The 23,982-nt window shown below is 62.3% G+C and carries 21 protein-coding genes and 1 pseudogene; 10 read left to right on the top strand and 12 right to left on the bottom strand.

Features of this window, described 5'->3' with window-relative positions:
* Positions 1-130 precede the first annotated feature (130 nt).
* The 7 genes from ACFQU1_RS11575 to ACFQU1_RS11545 all read left to right on the top strand — a co-directional run bounded on the left by ACFQU1_RS11575 (position 131) and on the right by ACFQU1_RS11545 (position 9,900).
* Positions 131-646 (top strand): RNA polymerase sigma factor, encoded by a 516-nt coding sequence (locus ACFQU1_RS11575; RefSeq protein WP_378132570.1) that lies wholly within the window; start codon positions 131-133, stop codon positions 644-646.
* A 107-nt stretch (positions 647-753) separates the two neighbouring features.
* Complete coding sequence (locus ACFQU1_RS11570) at positions 754-1,749, top strand: FecR family protein (RefSeq protein WP_378132568.1); 996 nt, start codon at positions 754-756, stop codon at positions 1,747-1,749.
* 156 nt (positions 1,750-1,905) lie between these two features.
* Positions 1,906-4,353, top strand: coding sequence for a TonB-dependent siderophore receptor (locus ACFQU1_RS11565; protein ID WP_378132566.1), 2,448 nt, complete (start codon positions 1,906-1,908; stop codon positions 4,351-4,353).
* Between the two features lie 12 nt (positions 4,354-4,365).
* Complete coding sequence (locus ACFQU1_RS11560; protein WP_378132563.1) at positions 4,366-5,262, top strand: ABC transporter substrate-binding protein; 897 nt, start codon at positions 4,366-4,368, stop codon at positions 5,260-5,262.
* Positions 5,259-7,277: a Fe(3+)-hydroxamate ABC transporter permease FhuB gene (gene fhuB, locus ACFQU1_RS11555; RefSeq protein ID WP_378132561.1), complete on the top strand. Its 2,019-nt coding sequence runs from the start codon at positions 5,259-5,261 to the stop codon at positions 7,275-7,277. Before ACFQU1_RS11560 ends, fhuB begins: the two co-directional genes overlap by 4 nt.
* Complete coding sequence (locus ACFQU1_RS11550; RefSeq protein WP_378132559.1) at positions 7,274-9,055, top strand: cyclic peptide export ABC transporter; 1,782 nt, start codon at positions 7,274-7,276, stop codon at positions 9,053-9,055. The genes fhuB and ACFQU1_RS11550 overlap by 4 nt, the downstream gene beginning before the upstream one ends.
* 38 nt (positions 9,056-9,093) lie before the next feature.
* On the top strand, positions 9,094-9,900 hold the full coding sequence (locus ACFQU1_RS11545) for an ATP-binding cassette domain-containing protein (RefSeq protein ID WP_378134022.1): 807 nt from the start codon (positions 9,094-9,096) through the stop codon (positions 9,898-9,900).
* Positions 9,901-10,482: 582 nt separating this feature from the next.
* On the opposite strand, the gene ACFQU1_RS11540 is transcribed toward ACFQU1_RS11545, so the two are convergent.
* Positions 10,483-11,067, bottom strand: a complete 585-nt coding sequence (locus ACFQU1_RS11540) for a GNAT family N-acetyltransferase (protein ID WP_378132557.1) — start codon at positions 11,065-11,067, stop codon at positions 10,483-10,485.
* Between the two features lie 393 nt (positions 11,068-11,460).
* Here ACFQU1_RS11540 and ACFQU1_RS11535 point away from each other — a divergent pair.
* A pseudogene (locus tag ACFQU1_RS11535) lies at positions 11,461-11,763 on the top strand (alpha/beta family hydrolase); the annotation flags it as partial.
* A gap of 140 nt (positions 11,764-11,903) precedes the next feature.
* On the opposite strand, the gene ACFQU1_RS11530 reads toward ACFQU1_RS11535, so the two are convergent.
* From ACFQU1_RS11530 to pcaH, 6 genes are read right to left on the bottom strand one after another with little or no spacing between them, the layout of a single operon-like run.
* The gene (locus ACFQU1_RS11530) at positions 11,904-13,811 is read right to left on the bottom strand and encodes a bifunctional sugar phosphate isomerase/epimerase/4-hydroxyphenylpyruvate dioxygenase family protein (RefSeq protein ID WP_378132555.1); all 1,908 of its coding nucleotides are present in this window, start codon (positions 13,809-13,811) and stop codon (positions 11,904-11,906) included.
* Between the two features lie 22 nt (positions 13,812-13,833).
* A complete protein-coding gene (locus ACFQU1_RS11525) occupies positions 13,834-14,496 on the bottom strand; it encodes a 3-oxoacid CoA-transferase subunit B (protein WP_378132553.1) in 663 nt (220 codons plus the stop codon).
* Positions 14,496-15,206 carry a CoA transferase subunit A gene (locus ACFQU1_RS11520; RefSeq protein ID WP_378132551.1) on the bottom strand — a complete coding sequence of 237 codons (711 nt, stop codon included), beginning with the start codon at positions 15,204-15,206 and terminating at the stop codon, positions 14,496-14,498. The genes ACFQU1_RS11525 and ACFQU1_RS11520 overlap by 1 nt, the downstream gene beginning before the upstream one ends.
* Before the next feature lie 46 nt (positions 15,207-15,252).
* Positions 15,253-16,461, bottom strand: a complete 1,209-nt coding sequence (gene pcaF, locus ACFQU1_RS11515; RefSeq protein WP_378132549.1) for a 3-oxoadipyl-CoA thiolase — start codon at positions 16,459-16,461, stop codon at positions 15,253-15,255.
* A gap of 41 nt (positions 16,462-16,502) precedes the next feature.
* Positions 16,503-17,129, bottom strand: a complete 627-nt coding sequence (gene pcaG / locus ACFQU1_RS11510) for a protocatechuate 3,4-dioxygenase subunit alpha (protein ID WP_378132546.1) — start codon at positions 17,127-17,129, stop codon at positions 16,503-16,505.
* A complete protein-coding gene (pcaH, locus tag ACFQU1_RS11505) occupies positions 17,129-17,872 on the bottom strand; it encodes a protocatechuate 3,4-dioxygenase subunit beta (protein WP_378132544.1) in 744 nt (247 codons plus the stop codon). Before pcaH ends, pcaG begins: the two co-directional genes overlap by 1 nt.
* 373 nt (positions 17,873-18,245) lie before the next feature.
* Here pcaH and ACFQU1_RS11500 point away from each other — a divergent pair, with 373 nt between their 5' ends.
* The gene (locus tag ACFQU1_RS11500) at positions 18,246-18,527 is read left to right on the top strand and encodes a LysR family transcriptional regulator (protein WP_378132541.1); all 282 of its coding nucleotides are present in this window, start codon (positions 18,246-18,248) and stop codon (positions 18,525-18,527) included.
* A gap of 151 nt (positions 18,528-18,678) precedes the next feature.
* On the opposite strand, the gene ACFQU1_RS11495 is transcribed toward ACFQU1_RS11500, so the two are convergent.
* The 4 genes from ACFQU1_RS11495 to ACFQU1_RS11480 all read right to left on the bottom strand — a co-directional run bounded on the left by ACFQU1_RS11495 (position 18,679) and on the right by ACFQU1_RS11480 (position 22,098).
* Complete coding sequence (locus ACFQU1_RS11495; protein ID WP_378132539.1) at positions 18,679-19,371, bottom strand: hypothetical protein; 693 nt, start codon at positions 19,369-19,371, stop codon at positions 18,679-18,681.
* A 26-nt stretch (positions 19,372-19,397) separates the two neighbouring features.
* A complete protein-coding gene (locus tag ACFQU1_RS11490) occupies positions 19,398-20,276 on the bottom strand; it encodes an intradiol ring-cleavage dioxygenase (RefSeq protein WP_378132536.1) in 879 nt (292 codons plus the stop codon).
* A 112-nt stretch (positions 20,277-20,388) separates the two neighbouring features.
* The gene (locus ACFQU1_RS11485) at positions 20,389-21,456 is read right to left on the bottom strand and encodes a maleylacetate reductase (protein ID WP_378132534.1); all 1,068 of its coding nucleotides are present in this window, start codon (positions 21,454-21,456) and stop codon (positions 20,389-20,391) included.
* Between the two features lie 21 nt (positions 21,457-21,477).
* Positions 21,478-22,098: a nuclear transport factor 2 family protein gene (locus ACFQU1_RS11480; RefSeq protein ID WP_378132531.1), complete on the bottom strand. Its 621-nt coding sequence runs from the start codon at positions 22,096-22,098 to the stop codon at positions 21,478-21,480.
* Positions 22,099-22,265: 167 nt separating this feature from the next.
* On the opposite strand from ACFQU1_RS11480, the gene ACFQU1_RS11475 reads away from it, so the two are divergent.
* Entirely contained in the window at positions 22,266-23,054 is a 789-nt protein-coding gene (locus ACFQU1_RS11475; RefSeq protein WP_378134020.1) for an IclR family transcriptional regulator, read from the top strand.
* A 27-nt stretch (positions 23,055-23,081) separates the two neighbouring features.
* On the opposite strand, the gene ACFQU1_RS11470 is transcribed toward ACFQU1_RS11475, so the two are convergent.
* Complete coding sequence (locus ACFQU1_RS11470) at positions 23,082-23,882, bottom strand: shikimate dehydrogenase family protein (protein ID WP_378132529.1); 801 nt, start codon at positions 23,880-23,882, stop codon at positions 23,082-23,084.
* Between the last annotated feature and the right edge of the window lie 100 nt (positions 23,883-23,982).

The raw sequence follows: 23,982 nt of genomic DNA, 5'->3' as shown, positions 1-23,982 counted from the left end.
ACAGGCTTTCGGCGCCAGGCTAGAATTTCTCTAAATCATTGCCGTTGCAGCGATTTTCTCAATCCTTTAGGTCGCCAATGGCCCGCGCGTATGACGGGGGTACGTTGTTGTTTTCATCATTGTGGTCGGCGTGGACAGGCTGAAACTCGCAAAACTGATCGGCGCCTTCGTCAAGGTGCGGCCGCGTCTCGAGGCGGTCGCACAGGCGCGCACCGGCTGCCGTGCGACGGCCGAGGATCTGATGCAGGATGCGTGGCTGAAGCTGGAAAACACGCGCTACGACAGCCCGATCGACAATCCCGGCGCTTACATCACCCAGGTCGCGCACACCACGGTTGCGGGACATCTGCGCAAGGAGCGCCGCCGCGCAGAGATCGACGCGGAAGTCTGCGGGCTGTTGTGGGATACCGCGGACGAGGCGTCGCCCGAGCGGGTGCTGATCGGCCGTCAGAACCTTTGCTCGGTGTGCGCCGTGCTCAACGAGCTCCCGGGGAAGACGCGGCGCATCTTCCTGATGAACCGCGTCGAGCAGATACCGCATCGGCGGATCGCCGAAATGCTCGGCATCAGCGACGAGTCGGTCTATTACCATATCCGGCGTGCGCTCGAACGCCTGGCCGAGCTCCGCGACGAACTCGCCGACTGAATTTTTTCTGTAAATCTCTTTAGGCAAAGGGCGCTCTCACGCGTCTATAAGGTAGAAGCGCTCGAATCTGAGTGCATCTGCCGATAAACCCTTGTTGCGCCGAGTGAATGGAAGAGTCCGACAAACCCGCTGACATCGACCGGAAGATCGCCCTGGACGCGCGCGACTGGATCGTACGCCTCACCTCCGGCAATGTCAGCGAGGCGGAGCTTCAGCGCTTCAAGGCTTGGCGCGACCGCTCACCCGAGCACAAACGGGCCTTCGAACGCGAGCGCGTGTTCTGGCAGCAATTGCAGGTCCTCGACGGGGAATCCGACGGCATGCCGCCCGTTCGTCCGCCGCAACAGCGGCGAGGGTTGATCGGCCGTCGCGGTTTCCTGATCGGCGGCGGCGCGGCGGCTACGGCGGCGGCCGCCATGATCGCGATGCCCCGCCTGCAATTGTTGTGGAATGCCGATTTCACCACCGCCGTTGGACAACAGGCGGAAATCCCTCTGCCTGACGGCTCGGTCGCGATGCTGAATACGGACAGCGCCATAGCAGTGGACTTCACGCCACGGCTTCGTCTCGTCACGCTGCTGAAGGGAGAGGCCGAATTCAGGGTCCGTCCCGACTCTTCATCATTGTTCCGGGTTGCTGCGCTCGGCGGCAACAGCGATGCGCTCGGCACCACCTTCGCCGTGAAGGCGATCGAGAACCTGGCGACGGTCACGGTGCAGGAAGGCCATGTGCGCGTCGCAGGTCCGGCCGCCCCGACCGATCTCGACGAGACCCTGGCCGGCAAGGTCGAGCTCGTCGCGAATGAGCAGACGAGCTATGTCACTGGCGAGCCGCCGCTGCCGGCTTCTGCGGTCGACACCGATGTCGTCTTGGCATGGCGCAGCGGCCGGGTGATCTTCGAGGGTAAGTCATTCTCGGCTGCGGTCGCCGAGCTCGGTCGCTACGTGCCCGAGCGCATCGTGTTGGGTCCGGGGGCACGGCCGGACGTGCCGGTCAGCGCAATCTTCTCGACGAAGGACGCGCTCGACGCCGTGCAGGCGCTGGCGAAGACGCAGGGCCTTGTGGCGCGCCGGATTCCCGGCGTCATGATCCTGATCACCTGACGCCCGCGAAACTTTTTCAAAAAAGTTGCGATTTCGTCTTTAGGCAAAACGGCCCCTCACGCGTCAATGTAGTGAAGGGACTAGGCAAAGCACCACCCACGCCCTTCGATCAACGGCCCGCGCGGGCCGTTTCTCAGAAAGAGGGCTTGGGACACGATGAACGACGACAGTGCAGGACAGACCATTTCCCGGCGTGCGCACCGCCCGCTGCTGACGACACTGATGATGAACACGGCGCTTTGCCTGGGCGCTCTCGCGACTGTTCTGCCGATCCCGCAAGCCGCCGCACAGACCGCGCGCACGCACAGTTTCAACATCCCGAGCCAGCCATTGAATCGCGCCCTGCGTTCGCTTGCGGACCAGACCGGCGTGCAGATCGCCTATCAGACGTCCGTCGCTGCGGGGGCGACAGCGCCAGCCGTCGCCGGCATGATGTCGACAGAGCAGGCGCTGACACAACTGCTGTCCGGCTCCGGCCTGCGCTATAGCTTCACCAATGCCAACACGGTGACGATCCTCGGCGCAACCGCACCGGGAGGAGAAAGCATCGGCGTGGACGGTTCCATCGTTCTCGACACGATCACCGTACAGGGAGAGAAATCGACAGCAATGATCGGGAACACGCCGCCGCCCTATGCAGGGGGGCAGGTGGCGACCGGTGGACAGCTTGGATTATTAGGTAACCGAAGCATTTTTGATACTCCTTTCAATACAACAAGCTTCACCGACAAAACCATAAGGGATCAGGGCGCTACTTCCATTGGCGACGTCCTCGCCAATGATCCATCCGCGCGTGTCTTGTCATCCCAAGCTAATGGGGGCGAGACCTTCTACATCCGTGGATTTTCTGTTGCGAACTCCAATGTCGCCTTCGGCGGGCTCTATGGAATTTACCCGTATTGGAAAGGCTCGATCGCTTCCGCCGAACGTGTCGAAGTTCTGAAAGGCCCCGGCGCATTGCTGTTCGGAATGTCGCCTGGTGGAGCGGTTGGAGGCACAGTCAACATTGTTCCTAAACAAGCTGGCGAAACGCCTCTGGCACGTATCACAGGAAACTATCTTTCAGATTCCAATTTCGGCGGACAAGTTGACGTTGCCCGACGTTTCGGCACAAACAACGAGTTCGGCATTCGGTTCAATGGTGTTTTTCGGGACGGCGATTCTTACCGGGATACGTCGCAGCGCCAAGGCGAAGCCACGCTGGGCTTGGACTATCAGGGAGACCGCGTTCGGTTGTCAGCCGACCTCGGCTACTTGAACCTGCGCTACTCCGGCACCGAAGGGGCCATATTCCCTGGGACCGACTTCATTCCAGCGCCACCCAAACCCAACAAGCAGATCTTTCAACCGTGGACGTATTACAACAGTCAGACTTGGTATGGGGTTTTGCGTGGAGAGGTCGATATCACCGATAACGTAACCGCCTACGCAGCTATCGGCGGGCGGCGCTACAAGGATCAATATCTGCTCCCTTATGGCAGTGGATTATTGCCTAATGGCGACTTCACAGAAAACTTTCTAGCTGCCAACGAATATTGGAATTCCTATTCGACTGAAACCGGCATTCGAGCGCGTTTCGACACCGGACCAATTCAACACAAGTTGAGTGTAGCCGCGAGCCGGTTTTCGCAGACGAGCGGCGGCCTCAACGGGTCGCTGCCGAGCATTGGCTCCAACATATATAATCCATCGGTTGTTTCGCAGCCACCACTTCCGTCGTTCGGCGCGCTACCGAAAACAGCCGAAACAGGTCTGAACAGCTTCGCGATAGCGGACACACTTTCTGCCTTCGACGAACGCTTGCAGCTTACCCTTGGCGTTCGTTACCAGAATGTAACCGCCAAAAATTTCAATAGTCGTACTGGCGCACTCGTGTCGGATTATAACGAGAGCGCATGGACGCCGGCCATAGGGTTGGTCGTTAAGCCATGGGAAAACGTGTCCTTCTATGCCAACTACATCGAAGGCTTGACACAGGGGGTTATTGCTCCAACCGGCAGCGCGAACGCCGGAGAAGTCTTCCCGCCCATGGTTTCAAGGCAAATCGAAGCTGGTGTTAAAGTTGATTGGGCTCATTTTGCAACTACGGTGAGTGTCTTCGACATCACGCAACCGAGCGCGTTCAACGACCCTAATACCAATCGATATGTCGTTGACGGTCGACAACGTAACCAGGGCGTCGAATTCAATATCTTTGGTGAGCTCGCTGACAACGTTCGTGTGCTCGGCGGCGCGATGCTCCTCCGCCCCGAGTTGGAGGACACCGCGGACCACGCTTTCGACGGGAATTCACCGACGAATGCTCCGAAGGCGAGTATCAATCTTGGCTTTGAATGGGACACACCATTCATCTCCGGCCTGACGCTGACGGCCCGAGGTATATATACGAGCCCAGTCTACGTTAACCAGGCCAATACACAAAAGCTGGATGACTGGACCAGGTTTGACGTCGGTGCCCGCTATACGTTCGATCGCCAGAACGGCAAGCCGATTACGATCTCGGCGAACGTCACCAATGTCTTCAATGAATCATACTGGCAATCGTCGTCTCTTTATCGTGGTGCGCCGCGAACTTTCACTCTCTCCGCGTCATTCGAATTCTAGCGGTGGGAAGAGATGGCGATCACCCGTCGGCAGCTTATCGGAGCGTTCGTAGGCGCGGGAACGGCCGCTGTTGTGCCCAGCACCTGCAGCGCATCTGCCGGGAGGTTCCATCGTATCGTGGCGCTCGACTGGGCGAGCGCCGAGACAATGGTCGCCATCGGTCAAGTGCCGATCGCGACCTCCAGCCCTTATCGCGGCGGGCAGGAGCGCTTGTTCGACACCATACCGGATCGGGATATTGTCGAACTTGGTTCCATGTTCGAGCCCAATCTGGAGCTGATCCAGCGCCTCAAACCAGACCTCATTTTCTATGCGCCATGGCAAGCACACCTGCTTCCATCGCTGCGGCGCATTGCCCCCGTCCGCTTAACCAATCCGCGCGCCCCGACCAGCAACCTGCTCAACAACGCCTTGATCCTGACTTCGGAGATAGGTCGAGAGCTAGGTGCGCCGCGAGAGGCGACGGAATATCTGCGAAGGTGCGACCAGGAACTCGATGCACTTGAGAACAGATGCCGGACGTTCCTGCAGCGCGCGCTACTGATCTGCGTGCTGTTGCCTGACGGACGTCACCTGTCGATCTATACTCAAGGTAGCCTCTTCCATGACGTTCTGGACCGGCTCGGGCTCAAAAACGCATACAGAGGACCGCTTAGTGCATCGGGGAGTTCAACGCTCGGTATCGAAGATCTGGCTGAGTATCCGAAAGCCGAACTACTTTATCTACATACCGGCCCACAATCTGATGCTGCGCTTCGGCTTTTGAGCAATAGCAGTCTCTGGTCGTCGCTGCGCGTCGTTCAGCAAAGGGCTGTCAAACCGCTTGGCTACGTCTGGCCCTTTGGAGCCTTACCTTCTGCGGTGTCGCTCGCTCGCTCGCTGACGGCGGCATTGGGACGCCCAGAATGAAAGGCGCCGCCGTGCATAGGTCTTGCGGTTTTCAGCAGGTCCGTGGGTCGCCAGCGATTTTCGCCGTTGCGCTACTAACAGTGGCACTTCTTCTTACCGTAGAACGGGCGGCTGATCTGCTACCGATTTCGCTATGGATGCAAGCGATAGCACACGGTGTAACAGCGGATCCGGCACAACTCTTATTTTATCATAGCTTTTTGCCCAGACTAGCCGTGTCGCTGACTGCCGGTGCCGCGTTGGCGCTCGCTGGGGTGATTTTCCAACATGTACTCCGCAATCCACTGGCGGAGCCTGCGACGCTTGGCGTGTCGGCTGGAGCTCAATTCGCCCTTTCAATCGCAATGCTCTGGGCGCCTTGGTTACTTGCGTCCGTGCAGGTATGGGTTGCATTTGGTGGAAGCACTCTCGCGACCTTGCTCGTTCTCAGCCTTGCCTCGCGAAGCGCCTTCGCACCTACCACCCTCGTGATCATGGGCCTTCTGGTGAGCTTGATCTGCGGCTCCTTTAGCGCCGTCCTTATTGTACTCCACGATGACTATCTCAGTTCCTTGTTTCTCTGGCAGACTGGATCGCTAGCGCAGAACGGCTGGCAGTCCGCGCGTAACCTCTCGATCGAAACCGCGGGGATCGGTCTTCTCTGTGGGCTGCTGGCACGCCCGCTCGACTTAATGGGGTTGGAGGATGAGGGCGCACGCAGCCTCGGCGTTCCGGTTCGCCGCGTCCGGGTTCTCCTCCTCGCTCTCGCTGTGGCGCTCACTGCCTTCGTGACAAGCGCGGTCGGCGTCATCGGCTTCATCGGTCTGGCCGCGCCGGCGCTCGCCCGCGCGCTCGGCGGGCGCACGCTGCGCCAGCGTCTCGTTCTTGCGCCTTTGCTCGGCGCGAGCCTACTGCTGCTGACGGATCAGCTCGTGCAGATGCTGACCTTCATCCCCCAGGAAATTCCGACCGGAGCCGCGACGGGCCTACTCGGCGCCCCGCTGCTGATCTGGCTCGTCTTCCGCATGAGGACGCATGTCGCCGCTCCGCGCGCGGAGGCTGTCGCCACGCTCCGGCGGAGCGGTTCTGGGCTACAACACCTGATGATGGGCATTTCCCTGGCTCTGGCGGCGGGACTGGCGCTGACCGTGATCGTCGGTCGCACCCCGGATGGCTGGCAAGTGGCCTCATGGCCGGAGTTCGAACTGCTGTCGCCCTGGCGCGCCCCGCGGGTCTTCGCGTCGTTTGCCTGCGGCGCGATGCTCGCCGCAGCAGGCGTCTTGATGCAGCGCATGACAGGCAACTTGATGGCAAGCCCCGAACTTCTCGGGGTTTCCTCCGGCGCAACAGTGGCCGTGATCCTCGCAATGCTCTTCATTCCCGGCTTCGATCCAGCATGGATGTTCCCCGCCGCATGCGCTGGCGCGGCACTGACGCTCCTCGCCCTGATCGGTATATCCGGGCGCTCGTCGTTCTCGCCGGAGCGTCTGCTCCTCGTAGGCGTCGCGCTGGCATCTTTCATGTCGGCGATCTCCTCCATCGCACTGACGAGCGGCGATCCGCGCACTGGCATGTTGCTGACATGGATGTCGGGATCGACGTATGGCGTCACCGCCGCGCAGGCCGGCATCGCCTGCGCTGTCGCCGTGGCCGCGCTGGCGGTCGCACCATTCACTGCCCGCTGGCTCGCCATCCTCCCACTCGGAGCCTCCAGCGCGCACGGCGTCGGACTGAATGTCGGCATTGCGCGTCTGACGCTTCTCCTCTTGGCGGCCATTGCGGCGGCGGCCGCCACGCTGGTCGTCGGACCGCTGAGCTTCGTTGGGCTGATGGCACCACACATGGCACGGATGATGGGTTTGCAGCGCCCCATGACGCAGCTTTTCGGCGCTGCCATGCTCGGCGCACTTCTCATGGTGGTTGCCGACTGGCTCGGCCGGAACATCCTCTTTCCATGGCAAGTCCCGGCCGGTCTGATCGCAACGCTTATCGGCGCTCCGTACCTCGTGTGGCAGTTGCGGTGGGGGTCTGCATGAGAAATTCGCAGGAACATGATCTTCGGAGCGTCATCCGCGAAGCTCTTCGTCTGTTAAGGCCATTCTGGCTTTTGGCGTCGGTCGGAACCGGTATCGGCGTCTTGAGTGGTTTCGCCACCGCCTGGCTGCTTGCGAAGATCAATCTCAGCTTACACAATCCGGAGGACGCAGCCTTCCCATTGTTGGCGAGCTTTGGCGGTTTATGTGCGCTCAGTATCATCGGCACGGCTATATCGGGTGCGCTTAACAGCATCGTCGGCCAGAAGTTGATCGCCGCGCTGCGAAAGGAAATCTCGGCCCGTATCCTGCGCGCCCCGATCGCCGTGCTTGAGGCTCACCGCGCGCACAGATTGGTGGCTGTGCTCACGAATGACGTCGATACAGTCAGCGTGTTCACCTTCAATATATCAGGCTACGCCATTGCGCTGGCCGTCACGATCGGCAGCTTCGTTTATCTGTTCATTTTGTCGCCCATCGTCTTCGTGATAGCGGTCGCCTCCCTCGCGGTGGGCATCGTCATCAACATCATCGCCAAGCGAGGCTGGATCCGCGACTACGAGGGTGTGCGGGTCGCTCAGGACGAATTGCATCGACAATACCGGGCAATTACGGAGGGCGCGAAGGAACTGAAGATCAGCCGGCCGCGCCGGAACCGGATATTCGGCATCCTTCTCACCGACGCGGCGGATCGTATCGCCGCCCTCAAGAGCCGTGCTATGCGCCTGTTCTGGATCGCCGATGCCGGCGGATCGGCCGTATTCTTTGTCGTGATCGGCTTGCTTCTGGCTTGCCAGCGCAAATTCGGCATCGATGCGGCCGTCATCAGCGGAGCGGTTATTGTTCTGCTTTACATCAAGGGGCCGATCACACAACTCGCCTCAGCGCTACCAGCGCTCGACCAGGCCCGCATTTCCTTCAAACGCATTGCGGAGTTGTCCGTCGAACTCGATCGGTGCGAGCCAAACATCCCTCTCACTGCGGCGGAGACAAACACCGCACGACAAGCTATCGGATCGATAGAGCTGCGTCATGTCACATACGCCTTTCCTGCCAAAGGCGACGTTGTCCCCTTCGTCGTCGGCCCTGTCGACCTGACGGTCTATCCCGGAGAATTGCTCTTCATCGTGGGCGAGAACGGGTCGGGCAAGACGACGCTGATCAAGCTATTGCTCGGCCTCTATGCGCCACAGCAAGGATCGATCCTGTTGGACGGGGAGCTTGTCACGGCAGAGCGCCGCGACGACTATCGGCAACTCTTCACCACTATCTTCTCCGACTACTATCTGTTCGATGATCTCGCCTATGGCGCGCTGCCCAGTGAAGCGCAGCCCCATCTCGACCAGCTCGGCATCGCTCACAAGGTTCGGCTTGACGGCGATCATTTTACGACCACGGACCTGTCGACCGGGCAGCGCAAGCGCCTCGCATTGGTGCAGGCCTATCTCGAAGGACGGCCGGTCATTGTTTTCGATGAGTGGGCGGCAGAACAAGACCCGACATTTCGTCGAATTTTCTACAACGAGCTCCTTCCGGACCTAAAACGCCAAGGCAAATCGGTGGTCGTTATCACTCATGACGATCGCTACTTCGAGATAGCCGATCGTATCGTGTGGCTCGAGGCCGGAAAGATCATCGAAATCCAAGACACGCGGGAAAGCGCGGCCTTCGCGCCGCCTCGCGCAGCGCAACGGACAGGGCTGCCGACGACTGGACCCAGCCTGTCGCCCGGTCTGGGCGCGGCCAACACGCGAGGGGGAGGAACGGACTTATGGATGTGAACTTCGATCCGACAGCCGTCGACCCGACCTTGCCCGTCATGTCCAGGACTCGCCGATTGTCCCTCAAGCCGCCTCCGCTGTTCGATCTCGACGCGGTATCGTTCTCCGTTCCCGGCCGCATGCTGCTCGAACCGCTGACATTGACCTTGCCGGCACGACGCATCGTCGGCCTGATCGGCCATAACGGCTCCGGCAAGTCGACGCTACTCAAGATTCTCGCACGCCAGCAGCCGCCGAGCGGCGGAACGGTGCGCTTCGAAGACAAGACCCTGTCCGAATGGGGCGACCGTCCGTTCGCGCGCAAGCTCGCCTACCTGCCACAGCACACGCCGCCGGCCTCGGGCATGCTGGTCAAGGAGCTGGTCGCGCTCGGCCGCTATCCCTGGCACGGCGCGCTCGGCCGCTTCGGCAAGGTCGACCGCGAGAAGGTCGAGGAAGCGATCGAGCTCACCGACATCGCGCCCTTCGCCGAGCGTCTGGTCGACACGTTATCCGGCGGCGAGCGTCAGCGCGTATGGCTCGCCATGCTGGTCGCCCAAGACGCCGAATGCCTGCTGCTCGACGAGCCGATCTCGGCGCTCGATATCGCCCACCAGATCGAGGTGCTTAGCCTCGTTCAAAAACTCAGCCACTCCAAAGGCCTTGGCGTCGTGCTGGTCCTGCACGACGTCAACATGGCCGCCCGCTTCTGCGACGAGATCCTCGCGCTCCACACCGGCAGACTCATCGCACGCGGTATGCCTTCGGAGATCATGACACCGCAAGCGCTGAAGACCGTCTACGGCATCGATATGGCCGTCATGGCCCATCCGCTGACCGAACATCCGGTAGCCGTAGCCTGCTAGGGAGAGGAGAACGGTGCGGCTGACACGACAATGGAAATCGCGATCTGCATCATGCCAGATTAATGCCAGCGCATATGGCTGCCAAGATGGCATGCCAACGAGCTGAAGGAGCCGGGCCTGGCTCTAGCCCGCGATGGCGCGGGCCGTCTCGCCGCGTCCTTTGCCATGTCCGTGCCAGAGACTTGATGGGTCGGCTTCGGCCAGTTCCGGACGTCCGATGGCGAGCACATCAATGCCTCAGCACTGGCGCCTAGCCGTTATCACGAGCTGTAGGCGCGCCAAGCATTTGAACGAAGATGCCGATATACAATCCGCGGCCATTTTCGGCGAGAGCGATCTCGCTTATCTCCCACCGTCTTAAGACGATGCTCGCCGCAGAGGTCGCCAGACGAACAATCCTCGCGACGGAGGATGTACCGGACCCGATCACCCTATGCGCCAACTCACGAGGGCGCCCGTGGACGGAATCGGGTCTCAGGACCAGCTTCTTCAAATTCCTGAAGACCATGGAGAAGGCCGGAAAGATCGAGCCCGGCCTGACGTTCCATGGCTTGCGCCGCACGGTCGCAGGAGCGGCCAGGCTCAACGCGGTCGCCGCAGCATCGGGACGAGCGTCGGCGACGAACCGACCTGGATCGCGCCGAGCGGTTCGAAGCCGTGGCGCCGATACAACGACATATTGCGCGGGTTCGAGGATTCCAAATAGGCCGGCACGTGATCGCGATCGCACTGCGTGAGCGCATAGGCCATCAAGGCATCGCCGTGACCTTCGCCTTGATGTGCCGGGTCGACGCCGATCAGGGGCAAGTACCAATGCGGTTCGGTCGGGTGGTACTCGGCCATCCGCTCGAATATGGCTGCGGCTTCGGCGGCAAGAGATGGCGCAACCGTGCTCTCGACTACCGCACCAAGCCCTTCCTCGTCGGGATGCACCCCGGGCGACAGCCACAGCGCCGCCCCGACGTAGCCGTCGGTGCAAAAGGCACTTCTGTTAGAGAATGCCTTGCCTCCGAACGCACGGACCAGTCGTGGCATGGCCGCAAGGTACTGGTGCGCATGCGGCCAGGTCCATCGCGCCATAGGATCCGCTGCAAACGCCAGCACGACCGTTTCGACCGCCGGATCCTCATCGGCCGCGGCCATAACTCTCACTGCCAACGATTTCATGCTGCCCTCCAGTGACGTAGGTGGTTCGACGAGGCGCCCGCTCCCGTGCTCAGCCACACATCGTAACCCGGACGGTGGGGGAGCGACACCCGGTTGCTGCTGGCGCAGCGCTCCCAGATCTGCTCCGGTCCATTCCGGCCACGAACTACGCCGTGGGTTCGACGGGCTGTCGCTAGGTCAGGTCGCGCTGGACGAAAGGCCGTAGCGCACACCACCGGCGACGGCCGCGGCAGGTCGGCCGCTCTTCAGTCCGTGGGACAGAATAGCGTAGGTCAATTCTCGGAACATGGTCTAGGCGTTGCCACGCATTCCAGAAGAGGTCACTTGAGGGCGTAAGAATGCTCAACGGACCTCGACCCGAGCGGATGGCGTTGAAGCGGCCGCAACCGGATTATCCGTGGCCTGCTGTGCCTCGGCTATCCCTTTCATCCACCAGCGAAGCCGGAGCAGTTGCGGACCCGCCATCTTGCCGATCTAAAGACGCCGACGCTGATCGTGCAGGGCACGCGCGACGCGTTCGGCAAGCGGGAGGAGGTCTCCGCCTACACGCTCTCACCAACCATCGAGGTGCTGTGGCTGGAGGACGGCGATCACGATCTAAAGCCGCGCAAGAGCATCTCGGGGTTTTCCCCTGCAGACCACCTCAAAATCATGGCGGAAGCGGTTTCGGCCTGGGCAGATCGGATTGCTGGCTGAGGCCGATGATGGAGGTTGCCGCCTATAACCTCAACGGCCTCAACGGATGCCTGCAGGTGCTCCCGCGCTGGCTTGACGAGACGCGGGCGAGATCATCGATCGCACGAGCCGGGCACGACCGTGACGTCATCGCCGGATCCTCAGCCATGGCTCGGCGCAGGGACCGTAATCGGGCGGGCGAGCCTCGCCTGCGCGGCCAGGCGGATGCCGGCGTTAGCCGCGCCATAACCGGCATAGGCGTCGCGCTGGACGATCTCGAAGAACAGGCCGCCGTCCAGCGTCTGCGTGTAAGCCTGACGGAAGCTCCCAGCAGCGTCGCTGTCATAGAGAATGTTCAGCGCCTTCATCGCCTTGATGTCCTGCTCGGTCAGATCGGAGCGGGCTTCCAGGTCATCATAATAATTCTCAGGAATCGGTAGCATGGCCACGCCGTCGGCAACCAGCCGCTGTACCATCGCAGCGACGTCGTCGGTTGCGAAGGCGATGTGCTGCACGCCGGAGCCGAAGAAGTCGTTGAGGAAGCGCGCCGAGAGCGTGCGGTGGCTTTGCGAGCCGTTCAGGATGAGCCGCAGCCCATGGCCCCGCTGGCCATCGAGGCCGCTCTCGATAACCTGGCTCTGGACGACGCCGCCGGGGTCGAGCACGGCCTGGCTCGGCGCCCTCTTCGTCTCGAACAGGGAGGAATAGAACAGCAGCCAGGTCAACATCTCCTCGTACTGCATGCTCTGCGAGACATGGTCGACGCCAGTGAGGCCGGCATCGCTCCCTGTTTCCGCCGTCGCCGCGAAATCGACCTCGGCCCAGCGGCCGAGCGCCGAGGCATTGTCGAGGAAATAGACGAGGCTGCCGCCGAGTCCACGCACCGCCGGGATATCAAGTTCGCCCGGCCCGACTGCGCCGGCATGCGGCACATCGAGCAGGGCCTTGGCGCGGGAGACCGCGGCTTGCGCATCCGGCACGCGCAACCCCAGCGCGCAGACCGAGGTGCCGTGGGTGATCTGATAGCTATAGGCGAAACCGTCGGCCTCGCTGTTCAGTACGATGCGAATATCGCCCTGTGTCCAGAGATCGACGTCCTTCGAACGATGAGCACCGGCACGCGTGAAGCCGAGCGCGCGCAGCAGCTTCTCGAAGCCCGGCCGTTCGGCTTCCGACACCGCAAACTCGATGAACTCCACCGCCTCGACCGGGGCCGGCGGCGGCATCGGCACCGCGCCGGGCACAGGCGTGACCGTCTGCCGCGCGGTCTCGTCGAGCAGCCAGATCAGCGAGCGGTGGCCATCGAGCGCGACGGAACGAGCCGAGCCGGCGCGGAAACGGTCGTTGAAGATCTCCAGCGAGAGCACGCCGTCATAGCCGGTCGAGACCAGCGCGCGCATGAAGCCGGAAAGATCGAGATCGCCCTGCCCCGGCAGGCAGCGCCAGTGCCGGCTCCAGGAGAGCGGATCCATCTGCAAGAGCGGGGCATCCGCCATCTGCACGATGGCGATCCTGTCGCACGGGATCGTGCCGATCGCCGAGAGGTCGATCCCACGGGCCAGGATGTGGAACGAGTCGAGCACGATCCCGACCTCGGGGCGGTTCGCCCGGCGCACGATCTCCCAGGCATCCCGATAATCGAAGACGTGCCGCCCCCAAGCCAGCGCTTCGTAGCCGACGCGCAGGCCGCGCCGGCCGGCACGTTCGCCGAGCTCGGCGAAATCGGCCGCCAACCGATCGATGCCAGGCAGTGCCTCGGGCGAGACGCTGGAACAGACGAAGAGCAGGTCCGTGCCGAGTTCCTGCAGCAGGTCGAACTTGCGCTCGGCCCGCTCGAAGACGCGCTGACGGCGCCCCTCCCGCATGCCCTCGAAATCGCGGAAAGGCTGGCAGGTCACGATACCCAGGCCGAGATCGCCGCAGATGCGCCGGACCTCCGTAGGCGAGCCCGGGAAGGCGATCAGGTCGTTCTCGAATATCTCGACCGCCTTAAACCCGGCGGCGGCGATAGCCTCGAGCTTTTCCTGAAGCGTGCCGGAGACGCAGACGGTGGCGATCGACGGAATCATGGATGCGTCCTCGGAAGCTGGCTCACGCGGCCTGGGCGAGCGCCGGGGGGACCGCAAAGGGGGCCGCGGTCTTGGCCTTGACCTCGTCGAGGGTCGCGCCGGGCGCGAGCTCGACCAGGGTGAGCCCGCCCCCCTTTTCCTTGTCGCAGCTCATGACACAGAGGTCGGTGATGATGAGGTCGACCACGCCGGCGCCGGTGAGCGGCAGGGTGCAGCGCTCCAGCACTTTGGATTCACCCGCCTTGGTGGCGTGCTCCATCACAACCACGACCTTCTTGACGCCGGCGACAAGATCCATCGCGCCACCCATGCCCTTCACCATCTTGCCGGGAATGGTCCAGTTGGCGATGTCGCCATTGGCCGCCACTTCCATCGCGCCGAGGATCGTGAGGTCGATATGGCCGCCGCGGATCATCGCGAACGAGTCGGCCGAGGAGAAGAAGCTCGAGCTCGGCAGTGCCGTGATCGTTTGCTTGCCGGCGTTGATCAGGTCCGGGTCGGCCTCGCCCTCATAGGGGAAGGGACCGATACCGAGCAGGCCGTTTTCCGACTGCAGCGTCACGTCGACGCCATCCGGAATGTAGTTTGCCACCAGCGTCGGGATGCCGATGCCGAGATTGACGTAGTAGCCGTCCTTCAGTTCCTTGGCCGCGCGGGCGGCCATCTCTTCTCGCGTCCAAGCCATTAGGCAGCCTCCCTCTTGCGCTCCGTCAGCTTCTCGATGCGCTTCTCGTTGATCGTGCTCTTGATGATACGGTCGACATAGATGCCGGGGGTGTGGATCGCCTCCGGATCGAGCGAACCCACTGGCACTATCTGCTCGACCTCGGCCACCGTCACCTTGCCGGCGGTTGCCATGTTCGGGTTGAAGTTGCGCGCGGTGCGCCGGTAAACGAGATTGCCGGCTGTATCGGCCTTCCAGGCCTTGACGATTGCAAGATCAGCCCTGAGCCAGGTCTCACGGACGTAGAGCTGTCCCTCGAACTCCTCGACTGGCTTTCCCTCGGCCACGACGGTGCCGACGCCCGTCTTGGTGTAGAAGGCCGGGATGCCGGCGCCGCCGGCACGGATGCGCTCGGCCAGCGTACCTTGTGGGTTAAGTTCCAATTCGAGCTCGCCGGAGAGGTATTGCTGTTCGAACAGCTTATTCTCGCCGACATAGGAAGCGATCATCTTCTTGATCTGCCGGGTCTCCAGCAGCATCCACAGGCCGAAGCCGTCGGCGCCGGCATTGTTCGAAATCACCGTCAGGTTCTTCACCCCCGCCCGGCGAACCTCCGGAATCAGGCTCTCGGGGTTACCGGAGAGGCCGAAGCCGCCCGACATGATCGTCATCCCGTCGAACAGCAGCCCGTCCAGCGCTGCCTCAGGGCTGTCGTAGATCTTGCGAGTCATCCGTCCCTCTTCGCTTCGCTCCTGCCTCGGCAGGCGTGATCGTCATTCATGCCCGCTCGAGCGCGATGGCGATACCCTGGCCGACACCGATGCACATGGTCGCGAGAGCGCGGCGCTTGCCGGTGAACGCGATTTCCAGCGCAGCCGCACCGGCGATACGCGCACCCGACATGCCGAGAGGATGGCCGAGCGCGATCGCGCCGCCATTCGGGTTCACATGCACGCCGTCCTCGGGGATCCCGAGCTCGCGCAGCACTGCGATGCCCTGGCTGGCGAAGGCCTCGTTGAGCTCGACGACGTCGAAATCCGTCGGCTTCAGGCCCAGTCGCGCGCAGAGCTTGCGGGTCGCGGGAATCGGCCCCAGCCCCATCACCCGCGGCGCCACGCCGGCACTCGCACCGCCGAGGACGCGCGCCAGCGGCGTCAGCCCGTATTTCGCTATCGCCTTCTCCGAGGCGACGATCAGCGCCGCTGCGCCGTCATTGACGCCGGAAGCATTGCCGGCAGTCACAGTGCCGCCTTCCTTGCGGAACGGCGTCGGCAGCTTGGCTAGCTTCTCCAGCGTGGTATCGGCGCGCGGATGCTCGTCGACCTCGACGCGAAGGGGATCGCCCTTCCGCTGCGGAATCGAGACTGGCACGATCTCCTTCGCCAGCCGACCATTGCACTGAGCCGCGACGGCCTTCTGCTGCGAGCGCAGGGCGAAGGCGTCCTGGTCGGCGCGGCTGATCCCACAGTCGGCGGCGACGTTCTCGCCGGTCTCCGGCATCGAATCGACGCCGTATTGCGCCTTCATCAGCGGGTTGACGAAGCGCCAGCCGATCGTGGTGTCCCAGATCTCGGCATGGCGTGAAAAGGCTGTGTCGGCCTTCGGCTGCACGAAGGGCGCGCGCGACATGCTCTCGACGCCGCCGGCGATCATCACTTCGGCCTCGCCCGCCCTGATGGCGCGTGCGGCGGTGATGACCGCGTCCATTCCCGAGCCGCAGAGCCGGTTGATCGTCGTGCCCGGCACCTCTCGGGGCAGACCCGCCAGCAGCAGCGACATGCGCGCGACGTTGCGATTGTCCTCGCCCGCCTGATTGGCGCAGCCGAAGATCACATCGTCGACGGCGCCGAAGTCGACGCTGGGATGACGCTCGACCAGCGCCTTCAGCGGCACCGCGCCGAGGTCGTCCGCCCGCACCGAGGACAATGCCCCGCCGAAGCGGCCGATCGGGGTGCGGACATAGCCGCAGATGAAAGCTTCGCTCATTTTATGTCTGCTCGATACGCCTCAGAGGGATGGTAGTCGTCTCATATATCGACGAAGACGGTCTCGTTCTCGCCCTGAAGGCGGATATCGAACGTGTAAGTCGGCACGCTGCCCACATCGCTGAGAGTAGCGATTAGCGTTGGCACCCGGACACGATGCTCGATGCGCGCGAGGATCGGGTCGGCCGCGTTGGCAGCTTCCTCGTCGCCGAAATAGAGCCGGGTATGCAAGCCGATGTTGATGCCACGCGCGACGATCCAGAAGCTGATGTGCGGGGCCATCGGGCGGCCATCAAAATAAGGCACGATTCCGGGCTTGATAGTCTCGAAGCGATAAATGCCCGTAGTGGTGTCGACAGGCTGTCGGAACCAGCCGGGGAAATGCGGATCGGCTTGTCCGCGGCGCTCGCCCGGGCCGGGATAGAGTCCCTGCGCATCGGCCTGCCAGATCTCGACCAGCGCGTCCTTGATCGGCGTGCCGCTGCCATCGAAGATCCGTCCGGTGACGATGATGCGCTGCCCTTGCGCTTTCGCGGGCAACGGCAAGGAGCCGAGATCATGTGGAAAGACACCTTCGATGCCCGAGAAGTTGGGCGTGGCTCCGATGTGAACGTAAGGCCCGGCGGTCTGTGAGGGGCTTTCTTTCAGGCGGCGAAACGGCTGGACCATCAGTTGCCCTCCATCCGGTTCTCGAACAACGTCGAGCGGCGGCCACGCAGGACAATGTCGAATTTGTACGCCATCGTATCCATCGGCAGCGTCGCCTGCCGATCAAGCGCTGCGACGAGTTGCTCAACGGCTTCGCGGCTAGGTATTCCCATCACAACCGGGCACTGCCAGATCATCGGATCGCCTTCGAAATACATCTGCGTGATCAGACGCTGCGCAAAGGCGTGGCCGAAGATCGAGAAGTGGATATGGGCCGGGCGCCAGTCGTTGACGCCGTTCGGCCAGGGATAAGGCCCGGGCTTAATGGTTCGGAACCAATACCGCCCCTCGTCATCCGTGATCGTACGCCCGCATCCGCCAAAATTCGGGTCGATCGCGGCGAGGTAGCTTTCCTTCCTGTGGCGGTAGCGGCCACCGGCATTGGCCTGCCAGAACTCCAGCAGCGCGCCGCGAACCGGCCTGCCGTCCTCGTCCAGCACCTGGCCATGCACGATGATGCGCGGGCCGATCGGCTCGCCGCTCTGGGCGTAGTTGAGGATAAGATCGTTATCGAGCTGGCCCAGCATACCGTGGCCGAAGACCGGCCCGGTCATTTCCGAAAGCGTGTTGCCGAGCGAGAGCAGCGCGTTCTTCGGCGAACGCAGGACCGACGTCTTGTAGTTCGGGGTGAAAGCGGGCGGGTGCCAGCTGCGATCCCTCTGATAGAAGGAACCGCCCTGATGTGTCGAATTCTCATTGCGCATCTGAGCGCCTCCTCCAAAGGAGCTGCTGCCGCAGCACAACTCATCCTGCGGCAATCCCGCTCGCATGTTGATCCTGCTCAATTTCACGGGCTGCAGTATTGATCGCGTGGGCGGCTTCGACGGAACTCATCTCGCAGGTTCTTCGCTCATCTCGGCAAAATTCGCCCTTTCAATCTTCCCAAATTCGAAGATCCGCCCGAGGGATTGACCATGACCACGCACGGCGGCGTGCCGGCGACATGTTCGCGCCAATGTACCAGCCTGCCATTGATGCGTGCGAAAGCATGTCAGGCGACTGTAGTCTCAACAATTTCCTATCATACTTCGCTTTTTTACTTATGTTAAATAGCATTTTTCGAACCTTAGATAACTCATGGGTTATTATAATGAACCAGAGTCGATCGCTTCAGCTCAATGGACGCATCAAGCGTCGACACCTCTCCTGCTTTATAGAAGTTGCCCGCCCGAAAGCGGCGTGAAGGCTGCCTCGCTTCTCGGATTGAGTCAGCCGGCCGTCTCGAAAACGATCCACGAACTTGAAGACTGCCTGAGCGCCGCCCTGTTCGAGCCGAAACGCCGCTCGATGGTGCTCACGCCACTCGGCGACATTTTCCTGCGTTACACGATGTCTAGCCTGGTTACACTGAAGCCGTGAGCAGCGGATCCGCGACTTCAAAGAAGACGTCGGCGTCACGCTCTTCCAGCGTACCGCGCGCAGCCTCGCGCTGGCCCGGGCGGCACCCGTCATCGGAGTGTCTTTCAAGCTGGCCCGCGCGAGTCGATGGCGGCTTTAGCCATGGCGAGTTTCATTGGGTTGACGCCAGGGAATCGAGCGCAAAAGCGAGATCATAGACCCCGACATCTTCCGGCGCGGGCCGGAGTGCGTGTTTGGCCAAGGCTGCGGAGATGGCCGGCAGCGCGGCCTCCAGCTCGGAGCGTCCAATCCCGTCGACGAGAACCGCCGCGTCGAACGATCCGTCCGGAGTGCTGCCTCTCAGCTCTGTCTCCTTGGTTTTCGCGCCGGTGCTTTCCGGGCGGGCGAGACCAATGTGGACGCTGCTGACCCCGCCAAAGACCATGATGTCCTCGGCAATCGAGCGCGCCGCGCGGCGCAAGCCGCCCTCGTCGATCCCGCTGAAGCTGACCCGGTACGTCGCCATCGCGCCGCCGACGCCTTCCCCGAGCGAGACCAGCACTTCACACCCGCATCGGATGAAGTTGTAGAAGGCCGGCTGGATGCGTTGTGTCCAGGGGGTGGGATTGTTGAGGCGTTGCAGATAGGCCGGCGACCCGAAGACGTCGAGATCCGGCCCTTCATAGAGCGTCCAGTAGCGATGCCGTTCCCGGTTCCAATCCACTCCGCGACGCCCACGCGCGAAACCCGGGATGCTCAGGCGCTCAGGCATGTGCTCGCGGGTGTGCCAGCGATTGTATTCCGGCTCCGACTCCGACCGGATGTCATGCCAAATCGCGATGAAGGCATTACCTTTTATGGGCATTAAGCCTGACCTCCTTGCAGCGTTTGTCAGACCGCCGAAGCGGACAGACGTTTCAGACGAAAATCGTAGCGCAGACTGTGGTAGTCCCGCCCCATCAGGCGCCCGTCTGGCGCTTCTCCAGGAGGATGGGGCACAAGCTCGCGGATCAGCGAGTCCTTGACGCCGAACACGACATCCGAGTCGAGATAGTCGTCACCGGCGACGAAGACATGCGTAACGAGGAGATCGTGGCCCTCCGCATGGATCATGAAATGCACGTGAGCCGGGCGATAGGGATGGCGCCCCTGCGCCTCGAGCATTTTCCCGACCGGCCCGTCATGCGGAATCGGATAGGCGGCCGGCATGATCGTCCAGAAGTGGAAACGACCGTTCGCGTCGGTGAACAGGCGCGCACGCATGGAGAGTCCACCCAACTCTTCCATCTGCTGCACGTCGTAGTAGCCATCCTCATCGGAGTGCCAAACGTCGACGGCAGCGCCGGCGAGCGGTGTGCCGTCAGTCGACGCGACGGTGCCAGAAACGAAAAGCGGCTGGCCTTTCATTCCATCCGAGATGTCTGAGCCCAGCGGAAACACTGCGGGGTTCTGCACATAGAACGGGCCGAGCACAGTGGTATCCGTCGCGCCGGCCATGTCGCGATGATTGATGGCGTCGACCAGCATCGACACTCCGAGCGTGTCCGACAGCAGAATGAACTCCTGACGCTTGTCGTCGCACATCTGCCCGGTCTGCGTGAGGAAGCCGATGGCCGCCTCCCATTCCTGCATGCTCGGTTCGACCTCCTTCACGAAGGCGTGCAGATGGCGCACGAGTGCCTGGCTGACTTGGCGCGTGCGGGCATCCGAAGCGCGCGCCACACGATCGAGCACCGCCTGGGTAATCGAGTTCTCGTCGAAGTTACGCATGGTTTCCTCCCTGCTTGCGATGCGGTCAGGCCACCGGGACGGGGACTAGCCTGCGGCCGGACTTCAGCGAGCCCAACTCTCGCGCGGAATCGCAGACATTCATGACGGCCCCCTAGAAATCGGCTCGCGGCGCTTCTCCGTCATATGCGCGGCGGATCAGTTCATGAATCGCGCCACGCTCGACGGGGCGCGGGTTCCAGTAAGGATTGGCGACTGCCAGCTCCGCAGCGCGAGCGATGCTGGATTCCGGCATGCCGATCTGCGCTAGCCCCCGCTTCACCTTCAAGCGCGCGAGCAGCCTGTCGAGGCCTATCAGTGCGTCTTCCGAACCGAGCGCAGCGGCGATGCGCGCCATAGCCTGTGGCGCGGCGCGAGCGTTGTAGGCAAGCGCATGCGGCAGCACGATGGTATGAGTTTCCGCGTGAGGCAGGTCAAAGCTGCCGCCGAGAGTGTGACAAAGCTTGTGATGTACAGCCATGCCGACAGTACCGAGACACAGGCCGCACAGCCAGGCGCCGTACAGAGCATCCGCACGAGCCGCCCCGTCCTGCGGTGCTTCGACGATGCGCGGTAATGCGCGGGCGAGCGCCCGTATGCCCTCCTGCGCCATCAGGTCAATGATCGGATTGCCGTCCCGCGCGTAAAGCGCTTCCGCGGCATGTGCGATGGCATTCACCCCGGAGACAGCCGAAAGCGACGGCGGAAGGCTCAGCGTCAGATCGACATCGTAGATGACCGTGCTGGGCAGAACCTTCGCGGCGGTCTGCGTGCGCTTCACGCCGCCCTCTGTCTCGCCGAGGATCGGCGTCATTTCCGACCCGGCATAAGTGGTCGGCAACACGATCTGGGGCAGCCCCGTCCGCAGCGCAATCGCCTTCCCGAGCCCTGTCGTTGAGCCACCGCCGATCGCGACGACACCATCCATCTTCGCCGCGGCAACAATCGCGAGCGCCTTTTCGGTGACCCCTACGGGCGTGTGCATGACGGCGCCGGGGAATAGGCCTGCCACCGCGCTGCCAAGGAGATCCGCGACGCGGCGCCCCTGACCTTCCTGATCCGGCGTCGACACTACGAGCAGGCGCTCAAGGCCAAGACGCTCTACCTCGTCCGGCAGACGCTTCAGCGCGCCGCTCCCGAATACGACCCGTGCCGGGGCCGCGTTGTAGACGAACTCCCGCATGGCGCCTCCTGCTCCAATCGCTCAGGCCGCTAGTGGAGACATTTCGAGCGGCTTTCCTTCGAGCCAAGCCCGGCCGCGCCGGTAAAGACCCTCGACGAGCGGCCCAGTGAGGCCCGGCATGTCGGGCTTGACATTAAAGCCCAAGCCCGACTGCAAATAGGCAAGATGGCGATAGCCGGCGGGGAAGCTCTGGAGCCGCTGCCTGTCAAGCGCGGGAGCCTCGGAGGGATCGACCGGATCCAGCCGGTCCTTCTCGTAGATCGGCTGTCGCAGCACCATGCCCCAGCGTCCCCGCCGCTTCTCCAGGAAATCGTAGAAGCGGCCCGTGCAGACCACATCGCAGACGACTCCGTCGACGCTGGCGCGCTGGTTTATTGTCATCTTGGTCTGGGCGATCGCACGTTCTCCAGCGAGATCGATCGCAGTGCCGCCGAGAAAGTGCAGGATGCTGACGCCTTTCTCGAAACCTTCCCTGCTGACCTTTATGAATTCGTCGGCGGTACCTTGGAACCACGTTGCCATCATCCGCCCTTCATCGTGCCAGACGGTGCGGAAGCGCTCCCAGTCGCCGGCGTCGCGCCAGACGGCCCAGTTCTCTACCAGGTCCCGGATCAGCAGGCGCTCTCTCCAGTCGTCGCTCATCTCCGATTTCTCCTGTCAGCGCAGATGTAATAGTTCTAGTATGCGAACTTGTTCATAATGTAAAGCTCGCCCTAGGCTTCTCGAGGGCGCGGATGCCGGGCATATTGAAACCGGCGAGGCGAACGTTCAGTATCGACCATCGCTGACACAGCCGACGCAGGTACTTGATGAAACAGGAAAAAATCACGCCATCGGCCGAGTCGGGCTCCGTCAAATCCGCCATGCGCGTACTCGACCTGTTCGAATATCTGCGTCGCTGGAACGCCGCACAGACCCACACCCAGATCGCCGCACAGCTGGCGATCCCCAAGAGCAGCCTAACGCAGCTTCTCAAGACCTTGGTCAGTCGCGGCTACCTCGACTACGATCCAGTCAGCAAAGGCTATTTTCTCGGCCCGGCCGTGGTGGCGCTCGGGCAACGTAGCGCCGAGACGCGGGACCTCGTGGAGGTCGCCGCAGACGTGCTCGCAGAAACGGCACGAACAACCAACGAGACTTGCGCGCTCAACGTGCTCAAGGGCGACCACTCTGAAGTCATGGCAACGGCGAGCGGCACCCACCGGCTGCATTATCTCATGCGTGTCGGCGACATGGCCCCGCTCTACGCGACCTCCGGAGGAAAGGCTCTCCTCGCCCACCTGCCCGAAGAAATGCGTCAGGACTATCTGTCCCGTGTGCGCTTCGAAGCGATCACACCGCAGACGATCGGCAGCGTCGCGGCGCTGGAAGCCGAAATCACCGAGATCAAGCGCACAGGCATCGCCTTTGTCACGGAGGAATTCACCCCAGGCATCGCGGGTATGGCTCTGCCGATCCTGAGTCGCTCCGGATTTCCACTCGGAGCGATCAACATCGCACTGCCTGTTGCACGTTACGATGCGCAATTGAAGCAGCGCTGCCTAACTGCGCTCGAAGCAGCCGTCGCAATGATACGCCAGAGAACTGGGCTCGCCTGAACCAGCTTCGCTCCTGCGGCCACGCCCTTAGATCGGCTTGCCTTCGAAGAAGTCGAGCATCAGTTCGCGTTGAGCCAGGAACATCCCAACGCCGGTCTGCGTCCGGCAGCCGATCCGCCGGGCGATCTCGAGCAGCGGAGAGACCTCCGGGACCGTGATCACATCGCCGACGAAGGTGCCTGCCTTAAGGTTCTCTGCGTCTATAGGCAGTGGATCGTCCTGTTTCATCCCCATCGGCGTGGCGTTGGCCACGATGTCAAAGCCCGCTGGATCCGTCGAACCAGCCATGACCTTGCCGGGATGGACGCTGGACAGCTTCTCGATCAGGGCATCGCGCCTGGCGCGATCCATGTCGTAAATGGCGAGCTCGGCTACTCCGGAATCGAGCATCTGCAGGCCGATGGCACTGCCTGCTCCACCAGCGCCGACCAGCAGAGCGCGCTTTCCCTCCGGTTGACAGCCTGTCTGCATCATCGCGCGAACGAAACCCAATCCGTCGGTCATGTCGCCATACCAGGCGCCATCCGGGTTCCGCCGCACGATATTGGCGGAATCGAGTAAATTCGCGCGCTTCGAAACCGAAGCGCAGTGCCGCCGCGCAGCGAATTTGTGAGGAACGGTCGCGATGATGCCGTCGACGTTGCGGATGGGCTCCAGCGCGTCGATGAATGCGTCCACGTGCTCGGGAAGGACGTGGATCGGGATGACCGCTGCGTTGCGGCCACGCTCCGCAAACCCCTTGGTCATTCCGGCGGGTGCCTTCACCTGCGCAATCGGATGGCCGATGATTACGAATATCCTCGTTTCGCCGTTCAGCATGTCCAGCATTGCTCTCTCCGTGGGGCATTGCGAATGTAAATGTTGCAATTGATCACGGTTATGAACTGATTTATGATTAGGAACAATAGCGGCGACGCGCCTGTCGTCA

It is taken from the genome of Chelatococcus sp. GCM10030263, assembly GCF_042666455.1.
Lineage (GTDB): Bacteria > Pseudomonadota > Alphaproteobacteria > Rhizobiales > Beijerinckiaceae > Chelatococcus.
The sequence above is the reverse complement of the archived record's forward strand: the minus strand, read 5'-3'. Positions and strand labels throughout refer to the sequence as shown.